Genomic DNA, 19,104 nt, shown 5'->3' on the forward strand with positions numbered 1-19,104 from the left:
ACTTAACTATTAACTTTCCATTGATGAGTTTCATCTTCAAAAATCTCTTTACCAAAAACAGGTACATCGGCTTTTATGGCCTCTACAATATATTCTAAAGCTTCAAAAACTACTTTACGTCTTGGTGAAGACACGAAAACAAAAAGACAAATTTCACCTGCTTTAACACTACCCAAACTATGGTAAATGTGCATGCAGGTCAAATCAAATTTATCAAAGGCAGATTCTCTAATCTCATGAAATTTTTGATTAGCCATATCTTCATAAGCAGTATACTCAATTGCCGAAACTGTTTTTCCGTCAATGTCATCGGCTCTTACCTGACCTAGGAAAATGTTATGTGCACCAATACTTGTTTTGCTTTGATGTTTATAAATGGAATTTCCAATAAAATCTGAGGAAATAGGGCCTTCTCTAAATACGTTTTTTGGTTTTTTATCTGACATCGGTCTTTTCTTTATGTTGTTCTTCTAAATAGTTTTTTATTTCTTCTGCACTTTCTTGAATGCTAAAACAGTTTCTTATATTTTGTTCTTTTAAAAAGCCCACAGCTCTTTTACTTCGTGCTCCAGACTGACAGAAGAAGTAATTGTCTGTGTCGTTTTTTAATTGTTCTAAATTGTTTTGAAGTACACCTAAAGGAATTGATAGGACATTTGTACCTTCAATATTAGGTTGCTCATGAACTTCTCGAACATCTATGAATTGTATGTTCTCTTTAGTCGCTAAATCATAAATTGAAGCAATCTCATTAGTTTCGCAATTGATATTTAAAGCTTTATCCTTAAAAGTAGATTGGATATTCAAAACGTCATTAATGACAGTATCATTCTTGTTAATTTTTAAGGTAGATGTTCGGTTTGATAATGTGTTGTAACAAAGTAATTTCCCCGATAACACATTGCCAATGCCTAATATAACTTTGATAACTTCATTAGCTTGCATACTACCGATAATTCCTGGAAGTACACCCAAAACACCTATCTCCGAACAGTTAGGAACCGCATCTTTTTTTGGAGGATGCGGAAATAGACAACGGTAACTTGGACCGTTTTGATAATTGAATACAGAAACTTGTCCTTCAAATTTATAAATAGCTCCAAAAACCAGAGGCTTGTTGGTAATTACACAGGCATCATTAACCAGATAGCGCGTTTCAAAATTATCAGAACCATCAACAATAATATCATATTGTTTAAATAATTCAAGCGCATTTTGATAAGTGAGCACTTCCGGATACGCTTTAATTTCTATATTGCCGTTAAGGTCCTCTAATCGTTTCTTAGCGGCAAGGGCTTTGTTTTCTCCTATTGAAGACGAACCAAATAATACCTGACGTTGCAGATTTGAAAGTTCTACTTTATCAAAATCAATAACACCTAGAGTACCAATGCCTGCTGCAGCAAGGTATTGCAATACGGGACAGCCTAAACCACCTGCACCAATAACCAATACTTTGGCCTTTGAAAGTTTGTTTTGACCTTCAAGACCTATTTCAGATAAAATGATATGTCTGTTATATCTAATCATTTAATAATTTATCCTCCGGCAAATGGCGGTAATAATGCAATTTCAAAACCGGTTAATTCCGTTTCCAGAGAAACCAATTCCTGATTTTGTGCTATTTGAAAATCTTTGTTTTTTAATTGGTTATATTTACTATTAAGAACATCCAATAAATCTGAAACTTGTCCTCCAGCTACTTCTAAAGTTTCTTCTTCTTTACCAGTAACTTCAACTATTTGTCCAAGATATTTAATCCTTATATGCATCTTCAATAGTTTTTAGTTCTTCCTTTGTGTTTACATTCATAGTTGTATTTTGTTCTTCGTCATTCAATGCCACATTTTTCGTTTTCAAAGAATTTAAAACCCTCCTCAATCTACGTTCATCATTTTGCAATGCATCAATAAATACCTGAGCGCTTTGTTTTTTATAAAGCGCAATTAATGGCATGGATTTACCATTACTTTCAATTTGGATGACTTCTGAATCATCGTCAATACTTTCAATTAATTTTTCCAGAACTCCCGTTTTTATCAGCGGAATATCACAACTCAATATTAAGTTGTTTTCAGTTTTAGACGCATTTAACCCAGAGTATATACCCGCTACAGGGCCAGCATCTTTAATTTCATCCAAAATTCTTTTATATCCAAAAGCATCATAATCAGGGTTATCAGATACAATGATAATATCATTCACTAAAGGTTTAAGAGCCTTAATGCTGTACTCGACAAAGCTTTTATTGTTAAGTTTTATAAAACCTTTATCGGCCCCCATTCTAGAGCTTTTACCTCCAGCTAGAATAATACCCGTTATGTTTTTATTTTTTATCATTTTAAGTGAACATTAATTTTGCACATGCTATAATAAGCACGAATGCTAATATGTATCTTAAATTTTTATTGTTTATTTTTTTACTTCCGTAGTATGCACCTAACACACCACCAATAAGAGCAATGGCTACTAATACAAAAGAGGCCATTTCTAATTTAACGCCACTACTTAATTGACCAATTAGACCAGAGGCTGAATTCACCCAAATAAATAAGGCGGAAACTGCAGCAGCTTCTTTCATTCTTCCCCAATGCAATAACAAAATAACCGGACTTAAAATGATACCACCACCAATACCAATTAGCCCCGAAAAAAATCCTATAACACCACCAACTATTAATCCTTGCCAAATCTTAATCTGTTTTATACTATCACTTTCTTTTCCAAAAACATTCAACATTTTAAGGATTGCAAATATCAATAATATGGCTAGTATTTTTTTATAAATAGAAGCGTCTACTTCTATAGTTCCACCTAGAAAAGCTAATGGAATCGAGGCTATAGCAAATGAGATAAATAATTTTTTGTTGAAGTACCCTTCTTTATAATAATAATAAAACGAAATTCCGGCCACAAACAAATTTAGTAGTAGGGCAGTGGGTTTCATAGTTTCTGGAGCAAATGAAAATATAGCCATTAAAGCTAAATAACCACTGGCGCCTCCGTGCCCCACACTAGAATAAAGGAATGAGACTATAGGAAGTATTAGTAAAAAGATATATATGTTCTCTATCTCCAACATTTATAAACGCTCAAGTTTTTGAAGTTGGTCATCTAGAAATGCCCAACAATTCATGTTAATTTCGTCAAAAGCCTTGATTAAGGATGCTCCATATTCCGTAAGTTGTGCACCACCGCCACCTTTACCGCCAATACTATTAATGGTAACAGGTTTTTTTGCTGATTTGTTAACAGAATCCAACAGCTGCCACGCCTTTTTATAAGATATATTAAGTGACTTGGCAGCTTTAGATAAAGAACCTGTATCCTGAATTGCTTTTAACAAGTGCACACGCCCTTCACCAAGTAATACATTGTTTTCAGACTCAATCCAGATTCTACTTTTAATCTTATAACTCATAATTTTTAATTTAAACCGGTAATAAAATGGTTTCTAATTCATCGCCTAATCTGACTTCGGATACTTCTGCTGGAACAAAAACCAATGCATTTGATAATGCAAAAGTTTGCAACATAGAGGAGTTCTGACCTTCTAAGAGTTCCACTTTACCATTGTTAAATATGGCTTTTAAAAATTGCGGTCTATCACCTCTCTTTATGAATTTTGAAGTAGATAAAGCTTGAACTCTTTGTAATTCCAAAGGCTCTCTATTCATCATTTTTTGCAAAGCGATGTAGACATAAGCATAAAAACAAGATAGGGCAGCAGCAGGATTTCCAGGTAATGCAAAAATGGAAGTGTTTCCTTTTTTTCCAAAGAACAAAGGTTTTCCAGGTTTTTGCTTCACTTTATAAAATACTTGTTCAACCTCTATTTCAATTAAGGCTTTTCCAACATAATCGTAATCTCCAACCGATATGCCTCCGGTTATTAAAACCAAATCATTCTTACTAACCACAGACTTAAGTAAATCAATCGTCTTACTATAATCATCTTCAACTTTATGAAGAGAGACATCATAATATTTTAGGCTATACAAAACACTTTGGAGCATTTTAGAATTACTCTCATAAATTTTGCCGTGAGTTAACGGTTGCCCGGGTTCAATTAATTCATTTCCGGTGGTAACAATAGCTATGTTAGGTTTTCTAAAAACAGAAACTTCGGTAATTCCTAAAGACGTTAAATAGCCAATTCCTGCTGGTGTTAATTTTGTGCCTTTTTTTAAGGCAATAGCACCTGCTTTCACTTGTTCTCCTAATGGGCGGATATTATGTTCTAAGTTTAACTGATGTTCAATTTCAATATAGCTTCCATTTACTTTAACTTTTTCTTGCATCATGACTGCATTTGCAGTATTAGGAACAGCAGCTCCGGTAAATATTCTAACGGCTTCTCCTAGTTGTAAAACGGGCTGATGTTCATCCCCTGCTTTTACTTCATCAATTAAATTATAGGCTAAATCATCATGTAAATATAATGCATACCCATCCATCGCCGATTGCCTGAAAGGAGGCATGTTTATTGGTGATAATACATCTTCAGATAATATATAGCCATTCGCTTTTTCAACAACCTTTGTAGTCTTTTCAAACAGAGGTGAAGTATTGTTTTTTACAGCTGAAATAGCATCTTCAATAGAAATCATTTTCATTATCGTTATATCCGTGCAAATATAGCGATTCTAATTTTTATGGAAACATGACAAAAGTCAGTTTTTTTCCTGCGATTAAACAGGATATTTACATCCGAAATAAGAAAAGAAAACACTAAAATGCCGATTAAAAGTTATTTAGCTCATCCTCATGATGGGAAAAAGGAAGTGCTTATTCAAGCCATATCGCAACTCTCTAATTGCGATGTTATTCCTGCAGAAAACAAAGATTTACTCATTATAGTAACAGATACCAACGATAAAATAGAAGACGAACAATTAAAAGAAAAATTAGAAGCTATTGAGAGTTTAAAATTACTTGCAATGGTTTCAGGATTTGACGCACCTAAAAATAATTAATATGCAAACTACTCTATCTAATAGTGTTCTTAACAGCAGACGAAGTTTTTTAAAAAAAATGGCTACAGCGGCTGCTATGACTGCTGCTGCAACAATGTTCCCGGGAATAATGTTTGCGGAAGAGCAAGAAAAAAATCTACCTAAAGGAGGTAATTTAGATTGGAAAAAAGGACCTTGTCGTTTTTGCGGGGTTGGCTGTGGAATTTTAGTAGGCGTGGAAAATGGTAAGGCCGTTGCCGTAAAAGGAGACCCTAATAGTTCTGTAAACAAAGGGCTGCTTTGTGTTAAAGGCTATCATCAAACTATGTGTATACAATCTAGTGATAGATTAACACACGCTTTGGTTAAAAAGAATGGAAAATATGTAAAAACGCCAATAAATGAAGCCTTAGATTTAGTGGCAAGCAAAATGAAATCTACCATAGAAGAGCATGGTAAAGATTCTGTTGCAATGTATACTTCGGGACAGTCTACTATTCCTGAAGGTTATGTGGCTTCTAAATTAATGAAAGGTGCTATTGGTACAAATAACTTAGACTGTAATGCTCGTTTATGTATGGCAAGCGCAGTTGCAGGTTTTTTAACAACATTTGGAGCTGATGAACCAATGGGTTGTTATGAAGACATTGACTATGCCGATTATTTTATTACATGGGGAAATAATATGGCTGAAATGCATCCTGTTTTATTCTCTAGAATGTTGGAGCAAAAGAATAGAAGAGGAGCTAAAATAATTGATTTCGCAACAAGAACAACACGTTCTAGTACAGCATCAGACAAATCAATTTTATTTGAACCTCAAACAGATTTAGCGGTAGCAAATGCTATTTGTTATGAAATTATAAACAATGGTTGGGTAAATAATTCATTTGTTGAAAAGCACTGTAATTTTAGTAAGGGATTAACCAATATAGGATATGGTACTGAGGATAAGTTTAGTTTCACGGATAAACCTGAGAAAATTGATTTTGAATCATTTAAAAAGTTTTTAGAAGATTATACTCCAGAGAAAGTGGCTAAATATTCACGAGTGTCTGTAAAGGACATTAAGTACTTGGCAAATATTTATGGAGATCCAAATAAAAAGGTAGTTTCTTATTGGTGTATGGGAATGAACCAACACACAAGAGGGACTTGGATGAATAATTTAATGTATAACATTCATTTATTAACAGGTAAAATTTCACAACCCGGAAACGGACCATTTTCATTAACGGGTCAACCTTCAGCTTGTGGAACGGCTCGTGAAGTAGGTACATTTACTCATAAGCTACCTAAAGGGGTGGTTATGAATCCTGCACATAGGGAATTAGCCGCAAAAATTTGGAAAGTTCCTGTAGAAAGAATTCCATCAAAACCAACATACCATGCTACAGAAATGTTTAGAGCTGTTGATAGAGGCGATATTAAATTTATTTGGACACAGGTTGTTAATCCATTAGTGTCATTACCAAAAACAAGTAGATTTCGTCCTGGAATGGAAAAGGAATCTTGTTTTGTAGTTGTTTCTGATGTGTTTCCTACACCAACTTCAGATGTAGCTGATGTTATTTTACCAGCATCATGGCATATTGAAAAATCAGGTTTGTATGGAAATTCAGAACGAAGAACACAACACTGGGACAAAATGGTTGAAGGACCGGGAGAAACAACACCAGATGCGTGGATGACTATTGAAGTGGCAAAACGAATGGGCTATGGCGATTTATTTCCATATTCAGAAGACAATCACGTAGAAGAGATATATAATGAGTACCGTCAGTTTCATGAAGGTAAAAAACATGGAATGGCACCTTTAGAAGTACTGAAAAAAGAATCTGGAGCTATTTGGCCTTATGTTGATGGGAAATCTACGCAATGGCGATTTAATTCGAAATATGATCCTGCGTGTAAAGAAGATACAGATTTTGACTTTTACGGAAAACCAGACGGGAAGGCGGTAATTTGGCAGCGTCCTTATGAACCAGCAGCAGAATCACCAGATAATGAATATCCATTTTGGTTAAATACGGGGCGTGTTATTGAACACTGGCATACCGGATCTATGACACGTAGAATTCCTGTTTTACACAAAGCAATGCCTCATGCTTATGTGGAGTTCCATCCAGAGGATGCTAAAGCATTGGGAATAAGAAATGGAGTAAATATAAAAGTAAGTTCAAGAAGAGGTTCATGTGTGTTACCAGCATCAATAAATGAAAGAGGTTTGCCTACTAAAGGTCAGGTGTTTGTACCGTTCTTTGATGAAAATATGCTAATTAATGATGTAACATTAGATGCATTTTGTCCAATTTCTAAAGAGCCAGATTATAAAAAGTGCGCTGTTAAAGTGGAAAAAGCATAGATTATGAAAAAAAGGCTAGGTATTATATCTCTATTTGTAATTCTTTTTATTGCGTTTATTACAATTTGGAATTTTAGTTATCAAACAGGACTGGAAGAAGCCTATATTCCTTTAGAATATAGCAGCGAAAGTATCTCTGTTATTCCTTCGGAATCAGGGGTGTTTAAAAGATCAAAATTTGCATTAGATTATGGTAATATGCCTGTTGATGCAAATCATGAGCGATCATTAAATTCATACTATGATAATAGGGCGTATCATGGAGCGCCTCCAAGTATACCTCATGTTGTGAATGAAGCTCAAAACATGGGAGGCAAAGCTTGTTTAAAATGTCATGAAAATGGTGGGTTTGTGCAAAAATTCAATGCATATGCACCTGTAAGTCCTCATCCTGAATTGGTAAACTGCAAGCAATGTCATGTAGAACAAAACACACAGTCTTTGTTTAAACCTGGTGTTTATGCCGCGGTAAATGCGCCAAAAGCTGGAATCAATAAGGCTTTATTGAGCAGTCCACCCGTAATACCGCATCAAATTCAATTACATGAAAACTGTTTAGCTTGTCATGCAGGACCAAGTGCTCCAAAAGAAATAAGGGTATCGCATCCAGAGCGGGTAAACTGCAGGCAGTGTCATGTTCTTAATAATAAAGAAATGACCGATATAGGAACTTTTAAAAGAGCTAATAATGACGTGCAATAAATATATAATGAGAAAAATAGTTTGTGGCTTTGTGTTCTTAATCGTGTTTTATTCATGTAAGCATGGAGAAGGTGAATATCATGGCGTTATTGAAAAGATAGAAGCTGAAAGTGAAAATTATCATGGTACTTCTATTTCATCAGAACAATATCTAGAAGACATTAAGACTATAGAAATTTCTGAAGATGGGCACACGTTTTTAATTCCAGACAGAAAAGGGCAAATAAAATCATATGCCTGTACAGAATGTCATACGCAACCTTTGGCTAAAATGCAAAGTAAAGATGTTAAGAAAGCGCATTGGGATATTAAGTTAAATCATGCTAATGAAAACACAATGAATTGTGTGACTTGTCATAATCCAGATAACATGGATAATTTGAAAAGTTTAACAGGTAATGATATTGATTTTAATAACAGTTATAATTTATGTAACCAGTGTCATACCAAGCAATTTGAAGATTGGAAAGGTGGAGCACATGGAAAACGTATTGGTGGTTGGGCTCCTCCAAGGGCTTCATTAACTTGTGTTAATTGCCATAACCCACATAAGCCTCATTTTGAGACGAGATGGCCAGTACGTTACAATACGCAAACAGTTAAAGAAAGAGATTAATAAAACGATATTAAGGTTTTACAATATTTAAGGTATGAGTAATAATAACAAAAAATGGTTTTCTTTAAATCTTGGAAGAAAGGATAAAGAGTCATCAGGATCTTGTGGTTGCGGAAAAACTTCAGGAGGTTGTGGTTCTCATGCATCAGAAACTACCGAAATGACTGATGAAGCCTTTGCTGAGGCTGCAATTAATGCATCTATAGGAGAAGAAAGAGTCAAAGATGGTTTTGAACAAGTTTTTGATGTGAAAATGGATAGACGTTCGGCTTTCAAAAAATTAACAGCTAGCTTGTTAATAGGAGCAGGAGCAGTAAGTACATCATGTAGTATGATTAGTGGAGATGAAAGCAAAGAAAAAGCACAAATAGATTGGGAAGAACAATTTAAAGGAAACTATAAATTGATGACCGATGAAGAAAAACAAGCTACGGTTGATAGATTGATGCGTTCTTATGAATTGAGAACAGGGAAAAATATAAGCATGTCTTCTAAAAATGCAGAGGATGATGTACTGTTTGGTTACGCTTTTAATATATCTAAATGTCAAGGGTATATGGATTGTGTGAATGCTTGTGTAGAGGAAAATAACCAAGACAGAGATTCTCAGATGCAGTATATCAGAATTCATGAAATGAAGGACGGTAAAGGTTTTAATTTTAATGAAGCTGATGATAATTACTATCATGAAGTGCCTGCTGAAGGGCATTTTTACATGGGAACACAGTGTTTTCATTGTGATAATCCTCCTTGTGTAGAAGTATGTCCTGTTCAAGCCACTTGGAGAGAAGCTGATGGTTTAGTTGTGGTAGATTATGATTGGTGCGTTGGCTGTAGATATTGTATGGCTGCTTGCCCTTATGATGGTAGACGTTTTAACTGGAGTAAACCAGAAGTGCCAGAGGCTGAGGTTAATCATAATCAACATTATTTAGGTAATCGCTTACGTAAGAAAGGGGTTATGGAAAAATGTACGTTCTGTGTACAACGTTCTAGGGCAGGAAAGAATCCGGCATGTGTTGAAGCTTGTCCTACTGGTGCTCGTATTTTTGGAAATTTATTAGATCCAAAAAGTACTATTAGATGGGTGTTAGAGAACAAAAAGGTATTTAGATTAAAAGAAGACCTAGGAACGGAACCGAAGTTCTGGTATTTTATGGATTAATAATGAATCAATTACATGAGACGATTTAAAGTTTTAAAAAGTTTAATTAGAGATAGTTTAGATACTATAACGCACGGTTCAAGAAAGTACCATTTATGGATGGCTGCACTTACCTTTATTATGTTAGTGGGTATGTATTGTTATTCCATTCAGTTAGATCAAGGATTGAGTGTAACCGGAATGACAGATAAGGTTAGTTGGGGTTTATATATATCGAATTTTACATTTTTAGTAGGAGTAGCTGCGGCTGCAGTAATGCTAGTAATGCCAACGTATGTATTAAAAGATATAGACTTTAAACAAGCGGTATTAATTGGAGAAGGAGTTGCAGTAGCAGCATTAATTATGTGTTTAGCCTTTGTAATTGCAGATATGGGAGGGCCATCGGTTTTATGGCATATGATTCCTGGAATTGGTGTGTTTAACTTTCCTAATTCCATGTTAACATGGGATGTACTGGTTTTGAATGGTTACCTGTTTTTAAATATTACCATACCTTTTTATATATTGTTTAGACATTATCAAGGCAAAAAATCTAAGAAAAGTGTTTATGTACCCGGTGCATTTATATCTGTATTTTGGGCAGTAGCTATTCATTTAGTTACAGCATTTTTGTACCAAGGTTTACAAGCAAGACCATTTTGGAATAATGCTTTATTAGGACCACGTTTCTTAGCATCTGCCTTTGCAGCAGGACCTGCTTTGATAATTTTGGTATTGGCAATTATAAGGAGTTATACCACATTTAAAATAGAAGATAAGACAATAAAGAAAATAGCAATGGTAGTTACGGTTGCTGCACAAATTAATTTGATTATGCTTATTTCTGAGCTATTTAAAGAGTTTTATGCACCAACCCACCATAGTGAAAGTGCATATTATCTTTTCTTTGGATTAGATGGTAAGAATGCCTTACTACCTTGGATTTGGACAGCTATTTCTTTAAATGTATTGGCAACTGTAATACTTACGTTCCATAAGCTCAGGAACAACTTTAAAGTGTTATTCTTTGCATGTTTTATTCTATTTATAGCCATTTGGATAGAAAAAGGATTCGGATTAATAGTACCTGGATTTATTCCTGGTCCTTATGGTAAAATAGCTGAATACACACCTACGGGAATTGAAATTGGTGTAACCTTAGGAATTTGGGCATTAGGAGCATTTGTATTTACCATTTTAGCCAAAACAGCTATTGGAATTGAAATAGGAAAACTTCGATATAAAAAATAAGCCTGTTGCATATTTGATAATTTTCATAGGCCTATTTTTTTAGTATCAAAAAAAAGAATGGGCATTTTTATCAGCCTCCTAAAAATATGCTCGCATAGAAAAAACTAAGTATTATTACGTATATTTGAATTTAATATTATGTAATATGCTTACAACTGCTTCCTTTCTAAAGTCCAAACTTGCCCCTTCCACTAATGGTGAATGTAATATTTGTAAGAGAACCAGTTGTTTAATTCATAATTTCTCCGAAATACTTTTCAATCCGGATGTGCCTCAAAGTAATACAGTTTTAAAATGCAGGAAGGGACAGCAATTTATTATTGAAGGAGCACCAGTTAATGGTCTTTTCTTTATTAAAAGTGGTACCGTTAAGGTCTTTAGAACTGGAATAAACGGTCGCGAACAAATTGTGCGTTTTGCTCGAGCCTGTGAAATTGTAGGTCATAGAGGCTTTGGTACACAAGAGTATTATTCTATTGGTGCCATTGCTTTACAGGATGCTGAATTACATTATTTCTCTAAAGAGTTTCTTCAGGAGGTGTTAATGAATAATCCTGATTTCACCTATGCTATGATGCTATTTTATGCTAATGAGCTTAATAGAAGTGAAAACAAAGTAAAGTCTATTTCTCAAATGACGGTAAGGGAGCGGGTAGTAGATACCATTTTATATATAAACCGAAAGTTTGGTGAAGTAAATGGATTTCTAAACCTTCCTTTAAGCCGAAAAGAATACGCCGATTATGCAGGAACTTCTGAAGAACAAGTTATAAGAGTTTTTTCTGCCTTAAAAAAAGAAGGATTAATTGGAGCTAGTGGTAAGAAGATTGGAATTAATAACATAGATCTTCTTAGAAAAGAAATAAGCGAACATAACTTCTTCCTAGACAGCTAATATTCAAAATTTATATTTTCTCATGTTCAAAACATGGTGTTAAAACAGCTTTTAGGCTGTTTTATTTTTGGTACAATACAGATGTAAAAAGATGTTTTCTTCTGCAGATATCCATATTTAATTCAATTTAGTCCATTTAGTTTTGTTTCATAAATTAAGTATTAATACTTATGAGTTTTTCTAAGTATTATGGATGTAAAAAAAGAATATAAATTATGGAACAAAAAACAATTACCCTTGTACAAGAATCTTTTGAAAAAGTTAAGCCTATAGCTCCGGCTGCTGCAGAAATATTTTACTCTAAGCTTTTTGAATTAGACCCACAATTGAAGCCTCTATTTCCTAACGCTGAAGGTGCTATGAAAGAACAAGGTAACAAATTAATGTCTATGCTGGCGGCTGCGGTAGCAGGATTAAGCAATTTGGAAGCCTTAGTTCCAATTTTGCAAAATTTAGGTAAACGTCATGTAGATTATAAAGTAGAGCCTATTCATTATGAAACGGTTGGGACCGCTTTGTTAGGTACGTTAGAGGCAGGTTTAGGTGATGATTTTACTCCAGAAATTAAAGAGGCTTGGGGTTCTGTTTATGGTACAATGGCAGATGTAATGATTGAAGCAGCCTATTAATAATTATAATAAAAGAAAGAAAAATGGAAACTACTAAAATTAAAATACAATTTATAACACTAACAATTTTTGGAATCATGTTAACAGCTTGTGGAGGAGTTCCGGAGGAAGGGGCTAAGATAGCAGGTGAAGAAAAAGCATTTTCGGTTGAAGAAGTACTAGAAATGGTTGCTAAAGAGAATGATGTTACAAGAACTCTTTATACAAAAGCCATAGTTGGTAAAGGAAAAGCACAAGGGATGAAATTTGATGAAGATTGGAGAAAAGATGATGTTGAGGCAGGCCCTTTACCAGCCCTGTTTTTACGTGGTGTGGCTACAAGTATTAGAAAAAGCCCTGTTCCTTTAGGTTTATATTTAGGATCTGATTTTCCTGTAAATGCAGCTAATAAATTTGAAGGTAAACAAGCCGAACTTTTTAATGAGATAAAGAAGGATGAAAAACCACAATTCTTTTATGATGAAGACCAAAAATTACATACGGCAATGTTTGCTGATTTGGCCAGTGCAGGTGCTTGTGTTTCTTGTCATAATGATCATCCGCAAACTGCAAAATCAGATTGGAAATTAGGTGATGTTATGGGTGCTACTACCTGGCAATATCCTAAAGATTCTTTATCTTATAAAGAGACAATTGCAGTTTTAAATTCTTATGCCAAAGGAACAGTTGAAATTTATATGGAATACTTAGATGAAATAGATGCTTTTAAAGACAGTGAGAAGCCAGAAATTGGAAAAAAATGGCCTGCAGAGGGTAATTATTTGCCAACTCCTGAAGTTTTCTTAGATAGTGTTAGAAAGTTAGCTTCCTATGAAACTATGAAGCAATTAGTGGCTTCAAAATAGTTAATTTTTAAGTTTTAATACAGTCTAACTCATTGCTAATTATGGTTTTGAGATTCAGATTATAACTTCAATTAATTTTCAGCATATATATGATATTAAGCAATAATAAATCTACATATTTAGGCTTGTTTCTTTTTGTGGCATACTTTGTTCAATTCTTTTTTAAAATAGAGTGGAGTGGGCTAGAAGAATTTCAACAAGACCAAATGTATAAAAGATGGTCCGGTTTATTGGTAGCGCTTTTAATAGTCTTTCAATGGCTGCTATCCGTTGTTAGAACAAGTAAAAAGCTAAGAAAATATGCTATGCCTATGCAGAATGTTCATAAGTGGTTGGGGGCACTAAGTCCATTAGTGTTTTATTTTCATAGCGTTAGTTTGGGTTATGGCTATTTGCTATTGCTGTCTTATATATTCTTTTCAAATACCATATTAGGGTATTTCAATCTAGATGTTATAAAAAGTAACAATGAAACTTTTTTTAAGGGTTGGATGATTAGTCACGTAGCACTTTCATTAATCATTACCATACTTATGGTATTCCATATTGTTATGGTGTTTTATTATAAATAACAAATGAAGTTAGTAGTAAAAGATATTATCAAGGAAACCAGTGATGCTGTAAGTCTTTGTTTTAAAAATGGAAATATTTTTAAGAAACTTAAATATAGACCAGGTCAATTTTTGACTATCCATGTTTCTATTAATGGAAAGATTCAGAAACGTGCTTATTCCTTTAGTAGTAACCCGTACACTGATAAAGATTTAAAGATTACAATAAAGCGTGTTGAAAAAGGACTAGTTTCCAATTATGTTCATGATAACATAAAAGTAGGAGATAAATTAGAAGTTGATGATCCAGCAGGAACTTTTTGTATTAGTCCCAATAATAAGTCCAAAAAACAATATATTTTGTTTGCGGGAGGAAGTGGGATAACACCAATGTTTTCTATAATAAAGTCTGTTTTAACGGAAGAAAAAGATTCTAAAGTACTTCTGGTTTATGCCAACCAAAATATGGAGTCTATCATTTTCCATGAAGGGATTAAATCTTTAGAAAATGAATATCCAGACAAGTTTGCTACAGAACACATTGTTTCTTTTTATAATGGACCTAATAATAATTACCATGTTGGTTTGGCAACTCATGAGCTCATTGATAAAATATTTTTAAAACATGATTTGACCTATGAGAATCACGCATATATGATATGCGGTCCTTTTGGGTATATGGAAAAGATAAAGGATATTTTAAAAGACAATGGGATTTCTAGAGATAAAATAAAGCTGGAGGTTTTTAAAGCTCCTCAGGTGAAAGTATCAGGTAAAGACTTATTGAGTGATGTTACTTTAAAGTACAACGGAGAAGAACATTTAATAAAAGTGAGGGGAGATAAATCCATTTTGAATCAGGCAATGTCTGATAATATAGTAATACCATATTCTTGTAGATCAGGAATGTGTTCTAGTTGTAAAGCAAAATGTATTGAAGGTGAAGTAAAAATGATTGACGGACACCTTTTAACCGATGACGATGTAGCAAGTGGAAGCATACTCACCTGTATTACATACCCTTTAAGTGAAAAAGTTGTAATAGAAATATAAATAAAGTGATAGTTTTATGTTTAAAGTAAGCCCTTTACGAAAAAGACAGGTTATTGGAGGAATTATAGGTTTATTAATTGGAAGTACCCTCTTTTATTTATTTACGTTAGACGCTACAGAGGAATATATATCAATAGGCCCTATGAATAAGGGGCATCAAGATCTATCCTGTGTAACCTGTCATAATGATGCTAAAGGTAACTTAATGCAACAGGTACAATCAAATATATCTCATGCATTCGGGGCAAGAAGTCAAGGCGTAGATTTTGGAACACAAAACGTAACTGTAGATAATTGCTTGGAATGTCATGATAGGGCAAATGACAGGCATCCAACATATAGATTTTCTGAGCCTAGATTTAAGCAAGCTGTAAAGGTAATTGATGCTACAACTTGTATCACCTGTCACTCTGAACATAATGATAAAGAACGTGTTTCACTGAAAACTGCGAATTACTGTATGAATTGCCATCAGGATTTGGTAGTTGAAAAAGACCCTATCGATATTTCTCATAAAGACTTAATTGCTAAAGAGGAATGGAACACCTGTATTCAGTGTCATGATTTTCATGGGAATCATCGTTACGAAGTTCCTACCAAAATAAAAGATACTATACCACTGCTAGACGTTCAAAAATATTTTAACGGTGAAGACGATCCATACGGTACAGACAAAAAGTATATTGCTCTATCTCAAGAGGAATGGCTAAAAGAAATAGATAAAAACTAGTTCTGTATAAATATTATATCTTGTTAGTATGGTGTAAAATCAGTTTTTATACTGCGATATACTATATGTAATCTTCTCTGTAGTAATTAGATTTGTTGTGTTAGTCCTTATGATATAAGGGAGTATAAATTTAAATATTATTACTATATGGATGGCAAAACAATCTACCTAGTGCAAGAATCATTTAATAAGGTAAGACCAATATCAGATACTGTTGCTGAAATGTTCTATCATAAATTATTTCAATTAGATCCTTCCTCAAGGCATTTATTTCCAAAAAACCAAGCGGATATGCAATTGCAGTCAAGGAAACTTATTTCAATGTTAGGTGTCGCTATTTCTGGATTAACAAATTTTGAAACTCTTATTCCGGTTTTAGAAGATCTTGGGAGACGCCATTTGGAATATAAAGTAGAGCATTTTCAATATCAAATAGTTGGTGAAGCTCTGTTGGCTACATTGGAAGAAGGTTTAGGGAATGATTTTACATACGAAGTGAAAAATGCTTGGGTAGATGTTTATTTCACAATGTCTAATGTAATGATGAATGCCGCATATCAAAAAAATTAAGTAAATACGTAATTATAAGTATGCTTAAAACTTTAAGTACTTATATGATAAAATTTATCAAATAACATATAATCAAATAGTTAAGTTTTAAACCTGCCAAAAGGCAGGTTTTTTTGTGGCGTAAAAAGTGTTTCGGCTATGGGGTTCATCATGAAATGGAAGTTAGGCTACTTATATATTTGCCTTGAAATTAAGTAATAATACTTAGAAACAATAAAAACAGTAAATATGAAAGCACTAATCAAAAAATCAATCTTAATTCTGCCAATGGCGGTTTTACTATTTTCTTGTGGTAATAAGAAGAAAGATGAAACTCTAGCAGAAAACGTTTCAACTGAAACTTCAAATACAAAAACATTAGATATTGAAAAACCTCAATTAACTTTTGGGTTTATCAAATTAACAGATATGGCACCTTTAGCTATCGCTAAAGAAAAAGGATTCTTTGAAGATGAAGGATTATTTGTTTCTGTTGAAGCACAATCAAACTGGAAAAACGTATTAGACCGTGTTATTGATGGTCAGTTAGATGGTTCTCATATGTTAGCGGGTCAGCCAATTGCAGCGGGAGCTGGTTTTGGACGTCAAGCAGAGTTAGTAACACCATTTTCAATGGATTTAAATGGTAATGGTATTACAGTTTCTAATGATGTTTGGTCTAAAATGAAACCAAATGTACCAAAAGGAGCTGATGGTAAGCCAGTTCACCCTATTAAGGCAGATGCTTTAAAGCCTGTAATTGATGATTATAAAAGTAATGGTAAAGCCTTTAAAATGGGTATGGTGTTCCCTGTATCTACACATAACTACGAAATTAGATATTGGTTAGCGGCGGCAGGAATACACCCTGGAATGTACACAGCTGAAAACGTTCAAGGACAAATTGATGCTGAGGTTTTGTTATCTGTAACACCTCCACCACAAATGCCAGCAACTCTTGAAGCAGGAACTATTTATGGATACTGTGTAGGTGAGCCATGGAATCAACAAGCTGTATTTAAAGGTATTGGTGTGCCGGTTACAACTAACTACGATATCTGGAAGAACAATCCAGAGAAAGTATTTGTAATGACAAAGAAATTTGTAGAAGAAAATCCAAATACCGCAGTAGCAGTTACAAAAGCTTTAATTAGAGCTGGTAAATGGTTAGATGAACCAGGAAATAGAGCAGAGGCGGTTAAAATATTATCTATGTCTCAGTATGTTGGTGCCGATGAAGCTGTATTAGCAAACTCTATGACAGGTACATTTGAGTTTGAGAAAGGTGATAAAAGAGAAATGCCAGACTTTAACGTATTCTACAAGTACAACGCTACTTATCCGTTCTATTCAGATGGTATTTGGTTCTTAACTCAAATGAGAAGATGGGGTCAAATTCCAGAAGCAAAACCAGAAGATTGGTACGGAGAAACTATAAAAGATATTTACCGTCCTGATATTTGGACAAAAGCAGCAAAACTTTTAGTTGAGGAAGGTAATATTCCTGCTTCTGATATTCCAACAACAGACGGGTATAAGCCTGTAACTGCTGATTTTATAGATGGAACTACCTACGATGCCAAAGATCCAATTGGATATATTAACAGTTTTTCAATAGGTAATAAAGACAAGGCTGTACAATAAAAAAATCACTGAATAAATAGTTTGAAAGTCATGAAGCAAAGTATAACATTAGGAAGAGTAACCAAATTTATAGGATTAGGTTTTTTAAGCACCTTAAAGGATTTATTTACCGGGAAGTTAGAAAAGGAAGATTTGACAAGCTTCCTACGAAAAGTAGTCGTACCAATTGCTTCCATTCTATTATTTCTTGGTCTGTGGCACATGGGCTCAATGTCTTTGTACAACACAGAGGCCGAATTTAAAATTGAAAAAGCACTAAAAGATCAGGGTCCTGAAGCTGCCGAAGCAATGCGTGAATGTATTGCTTCGGGAGACATCAGTTGTCAGCCAAATACGCTGCCATCTCCAGTTCAGGTTTGGGATTCGTATAAATCCCTGTTAAAAGATCATCAGATTATAAATGCTGATAAAGCTGCATTTGCAGAAAAAACGGCTTCTTTAAATGAAAAGCGAATTGCAGAAGGTAAGGCAGCAATTACTTATACCGGTAGACCTTCATTTGTAGATCAAATTTTCAGAAGTTTAAAAACTGTATTTGCCGGTTTTCTATTAGCCTTATTAATTGCTGTTCCATTAGGAATATTAATCGGATTGAGTGCAACTTTAAAAAGTTCATTTAACTGGTTTATACAAATTTTTAAGCCAGTATCACCTGTAGTTTGGTACTTGCTCGTGTTCATGATAGTTAAAACATTATTAATTGATTCTAACGAGGATAGTTCGTTTACCATTTCGTTTATCAGTGTTGGACTTTGTTCCATGTGGGCAACATTAGTAAATACAGCCATGGGAGTCTCATCTGTGGATAAAGATTATATAAATGTGGCCAAAGTATTAAAGCTGGGGCCTTTCCAAAAAATATTTAAAGTGGTATTACCATCGTCATTACCATTAATATTTACTGGGTTGAAAATTACTTTATCTGTAGCGTGGATGGTTTTAATTGCAATTGAATTATTAGCCCAAAGCCCTGGATTAGGATTATTTGTTTGGGAAGAATTTCAAAATGGAGCGAATGATTCTAACGCAAAAATTATTGTTGCCATGTTTGTGATTGGTATTATAGGATTCCTATTAGACCGATTAATGTTAACCATACAAAACTGGGTGTCATTTGATAAAACAGACGCGATATAAATAATGTGGATTTGTATAAATGTTTAATCGTGAAT

Annotated in this window: 22 protein-coding genes; 15 read left to right on the forward strand and 7 right to left on the reverse strand. The window is 34.0% G+C overall.

Features of this window, described 5'->3' with window-relative positions; all coding sequences use genetic code 11:
* Positions 1-2 precede the first annotated feature (2 nt).
* The 7 genes from FUA22_RS16465 to FUA22_RS16495 are packed head-to-tail and all read right to left on the reverse strand — an operon-like array spanning position 3 to position 4,610.
* Positions 3-446, reverse strand: a complete 444-nt coding sequence (locus FUA22_RS16465; protein ID WP_147769684.1) for a molybdenum cofactor biosynthesis protein MoaE — start codon at positions 444-446, stop codon at positions 3-5.
* The gene (gene moeB / locus FUA22_RS16470; RefSeq protein WP_147769685.1) at positions 436-1,530 is read right to left on the reverse strand and encodes a HesA/MoeB/ThiF family protein; all 1,095 of its coding nucleotides are present in this window, start codon (positions 1,528-1,530) and stop codon (positions 436-438) included. The genes FUA22_RS16465 and moeB overlap by 11 nt, the downstream gene beginning before the upstream one ends.
* Positions 1,531-1,538: 8 nt before the next feature.
* Positions 1,539-1,772, reverse strand: a complete 234-nt coding sequence (locus FUA22_RS16475) for a MoaD/ThiS family protein (protein ID WP_147769686.1) — start codon at positions 1,770-1,772, stop codon at positions 1,539-1,541.
* Complete coding sequence (mobA, locus tag FUA22_RS16480) at positions 1,756-2,340, reverse strand: molybdenum cofactor guanylyltransferase (protein WP_147769687.1); 585 nt, start codon at positions 2,338-2,340, stop codon at positions 1,756-1,758. The genes FUA22_RS16475 and mobA overlap by 17 nt, the downstream gene beginning before the upstream one ends.
* A 1-nt stretch (position 2,341) precedes the next feature.
* Positions 2,342-3,082, reverse strand: a complete 741-nt coding sequence (locus FUA22_RS16485; RefSeq protein ID WP_147769688.1) for a sulfite exporter TauE/SafE family protein — start codon at positions 3,080-3,082, stop codon at positions 2,342-2,344.
* The gene (locus FUA22_RS16490; protein ID WP_147769689.1) at positions 3,083-3,421 is read right to left on the reverse strand and encodes a winged helix-turn-helix domain-containing protein; all 339 of its coding nucleotides are present in this window, start codon (positions 3,419-3,421) and stop codon (positions 3,083-3,085) included. It lies immediately after the preceding gene.
* A 10-nt stretch (positions 3,422-3,431) separates the two neighbouring features.
* Positions 3,432-4,610, reverse strand: coding sequence for a molybdopterin molybdotransferase MoeA (locus FUA22_RS16495; protein ID WP_147769690.1), 1,179 nt, complete (start codon positions 4,608-4,610; stop codon positions 3,432-3,434).
* A 126-nt stretch (positions 4,611-4,736) separates the two neighbouring features.
* On the opposite strand from FUA22_RS16495, the gene FUA22_RS16500 reads away from it, so the two are divergent.
* The 15 genes from FUA22_RS16500 (at position 4,737) to FUA22_RS16570 (ending at position 19,069) form a co-directional block, all read left to right on the forward strand.
* The gene (locus FUA22_RS16500; protein WP_147769691.1) at positions 4,737-4,976 is read left to right on the forward strand and encodes a hypothetical protein; all 240 of its coding nucleotides are present in this window, start codon (positions 4,737-4,739) and stop codon (positions 4,974-4,976) included.
* Between the two features lies 1 nt (position 4,977).
* Positions 4,978-7,320 (forward strand): molybdopterin-dependent oxidoreductase, encoded by a 2,343-nt coding sequence (locus FUA22_RS16505; protein ID WP_147769692.1) that lies wholly within the window; start codon positions 4,978-4,980, stop codon positions 7,318-7,320.
* Positions 7,321-7,323: 3 nt separating this feature from the next.
* Positions 7,324-8,022 (forward strand): multiheme c-type cytochrome, encoded by a 699-nt coding sequence (locus FUA22_RS16510; RefSeq protein WP_147769693.1) that lies wholly within the window; start codon positions 7,324-7,326, stop codon positions 8,020-8,022.
* A 7-nt stretch (positions 8,023-8,029) separates the two neighbouring features.
* Positions 8,030-8,638, forward strand: a complete 609-nt coding sequence (locus FUA22_RS16515; RefSeq protein ID WP_147769694.1) for a cytochrome c3 family protein — start codon at positions 8,030-8,032, stop codon at positions 8,636-8,638.
* A gap of 34 nt (positions 8,639-8,672) precedes the next feature.
* Complete coding sequence (locus FUA22_RS16520) at positions 8,673-9,803, forward strand: 4Fe-4S dicluster domain-containing protein (protein ID WP_147769695.1); 1,131 nt, start codon at positions 8,673-8,675, stop codon at positions 9,801-9,803.
* 15 nt (positions 9,804-9,818) lie between these two features.
* Positions 9,819-11,036 (forward strand): sulfate reduction electron transfer complex DsrMKJOP subunit DsrP, encoded by a 1,218-nt coding sequence (gene dsrP / locus FUA22_RS16525; RefSeq protein WP_147769696.1) that lies wholly within the window; start codon positions 9,819-9,821, stop codon positions 11,034-11,036.
* A 145-nt stretch (positions 11,037-11,181) separates the two neighbouring features.
* On the forward strand, positions 11,182-11,931 hold the full coding sequence (locus FUA22_RS16530) for a Crp/Fnr family transcriptional regulator (protein WP_147769697.1): 750 nt from the start codon (positions 11,182-11,184) through the stop codon (positions 11,929-11,931).
* A gap of 215 nt (positions 11,932-12,146) precedes the next feature.
* Positions 12,147-12,560, forward strand: a complete 414-nt coding sequence (locus FUA22_RS16535) for a globin family protein (RefSeq protein ID WP_147769698.1) — start codon at positions 12,147-12,149, stop codon at positions 12,558-12,560.
* Between the two features lie 23 nt (positions 12,561-12,583).
* Positions 12,584-13,405, forward strand: a complete 822-nt coding sequence (locus tag FUA22_RS16540) for a c-type heme family protein (RefSeq protein WP_147769699.1) — start codon at positions 12,584-12,586, stop codon at positions 13,403-13,405.
* Between the two features lie 89 nt (positions 13,406-13,494).
* The gene (locus FUA22_RS16545) at positions 13,495-13,977 is read left to right on the forward strand and encodes a hypothetical protein (protein ID WP_147769700.1); all 483 of its coding nucleotides are present in this window, start codon (positions 13,495-13,497) and stop codon (positions 13,975-13,977) included.
* Positions 13,978-13,980: 3 nt separating this feature from the next.
* A complete protein-coding gene (locus FUA22_RS16550) occupies positions 13,981-15,009 on the forward strand; it encodes a ferredoxin--NADP reductase (RefSeq protein WP_147769701.1) in 1,029 nt (342 codons plus the stop codon).
* A 16-nt stretch (positions 15,010-15,025) separates the two neighbouring features.
* A complete protein-coding gene (locus FUA22_RS16555) occupies positions 15,026-15,739 on the forward strand; it encodes a cytochrome c3 family protein (protein WP_147769702.1) in 714 nt (237 codons plus the stop codon).
* A gap of 147 nt (positions 15,740-15,886) precedes the next feature.
* Positions 15,887-16,309 carry a globin family protein gene (locus FUA22_RS16560; RefSeq protein WP_147769703.1) on the forward strand — a complete coding sequence of 141 codons (423 nt, stop codon included), beginning with the start codon at positions 15,887-15,889 and terminating at the stop codon, positions 16,307-16,309.
* A 228-nt stretch (positions 16,310-16,537) separates the two neighbouring features.
* Positions 16,538-17,932, forward strand: a complete 1,395-nt coding sequence (locus FUA22_RS16565) for a CmpA/NrtA family ABC transporter substrate-binding protein (protein WP_147769704.1) — start codon at positions 16,538-16,540, stop codon at positions 17,930-17,932.
* A 30-nt stretch (positions 17,933-17,962) separates the two neighbouring features.
* Positions 17,963-19,069, forward strand: a complete 1,107-nt coding sequence (locus tag FUA22_RS16570; RefSeq protein ID WP_147769705.1) for an ABC transporter permease — start codon at positions 17,963-17,965, stop codon at positions 19,067-19,069.
* The last annotated feature ends 35 nt before the right edge of the window (positions 19,070-19,104 follow it).

Source organism: Seonamhaeicola maritimus, assembly GCF_008056315.1.
GTDB classification, from domain to species: Bacteria; Bacteroidota; Bacteroidia; order Flavobacteriales; family Flavobacteriaceae; genus Seonamhaeicola; species Seonamhaeicola maritimus.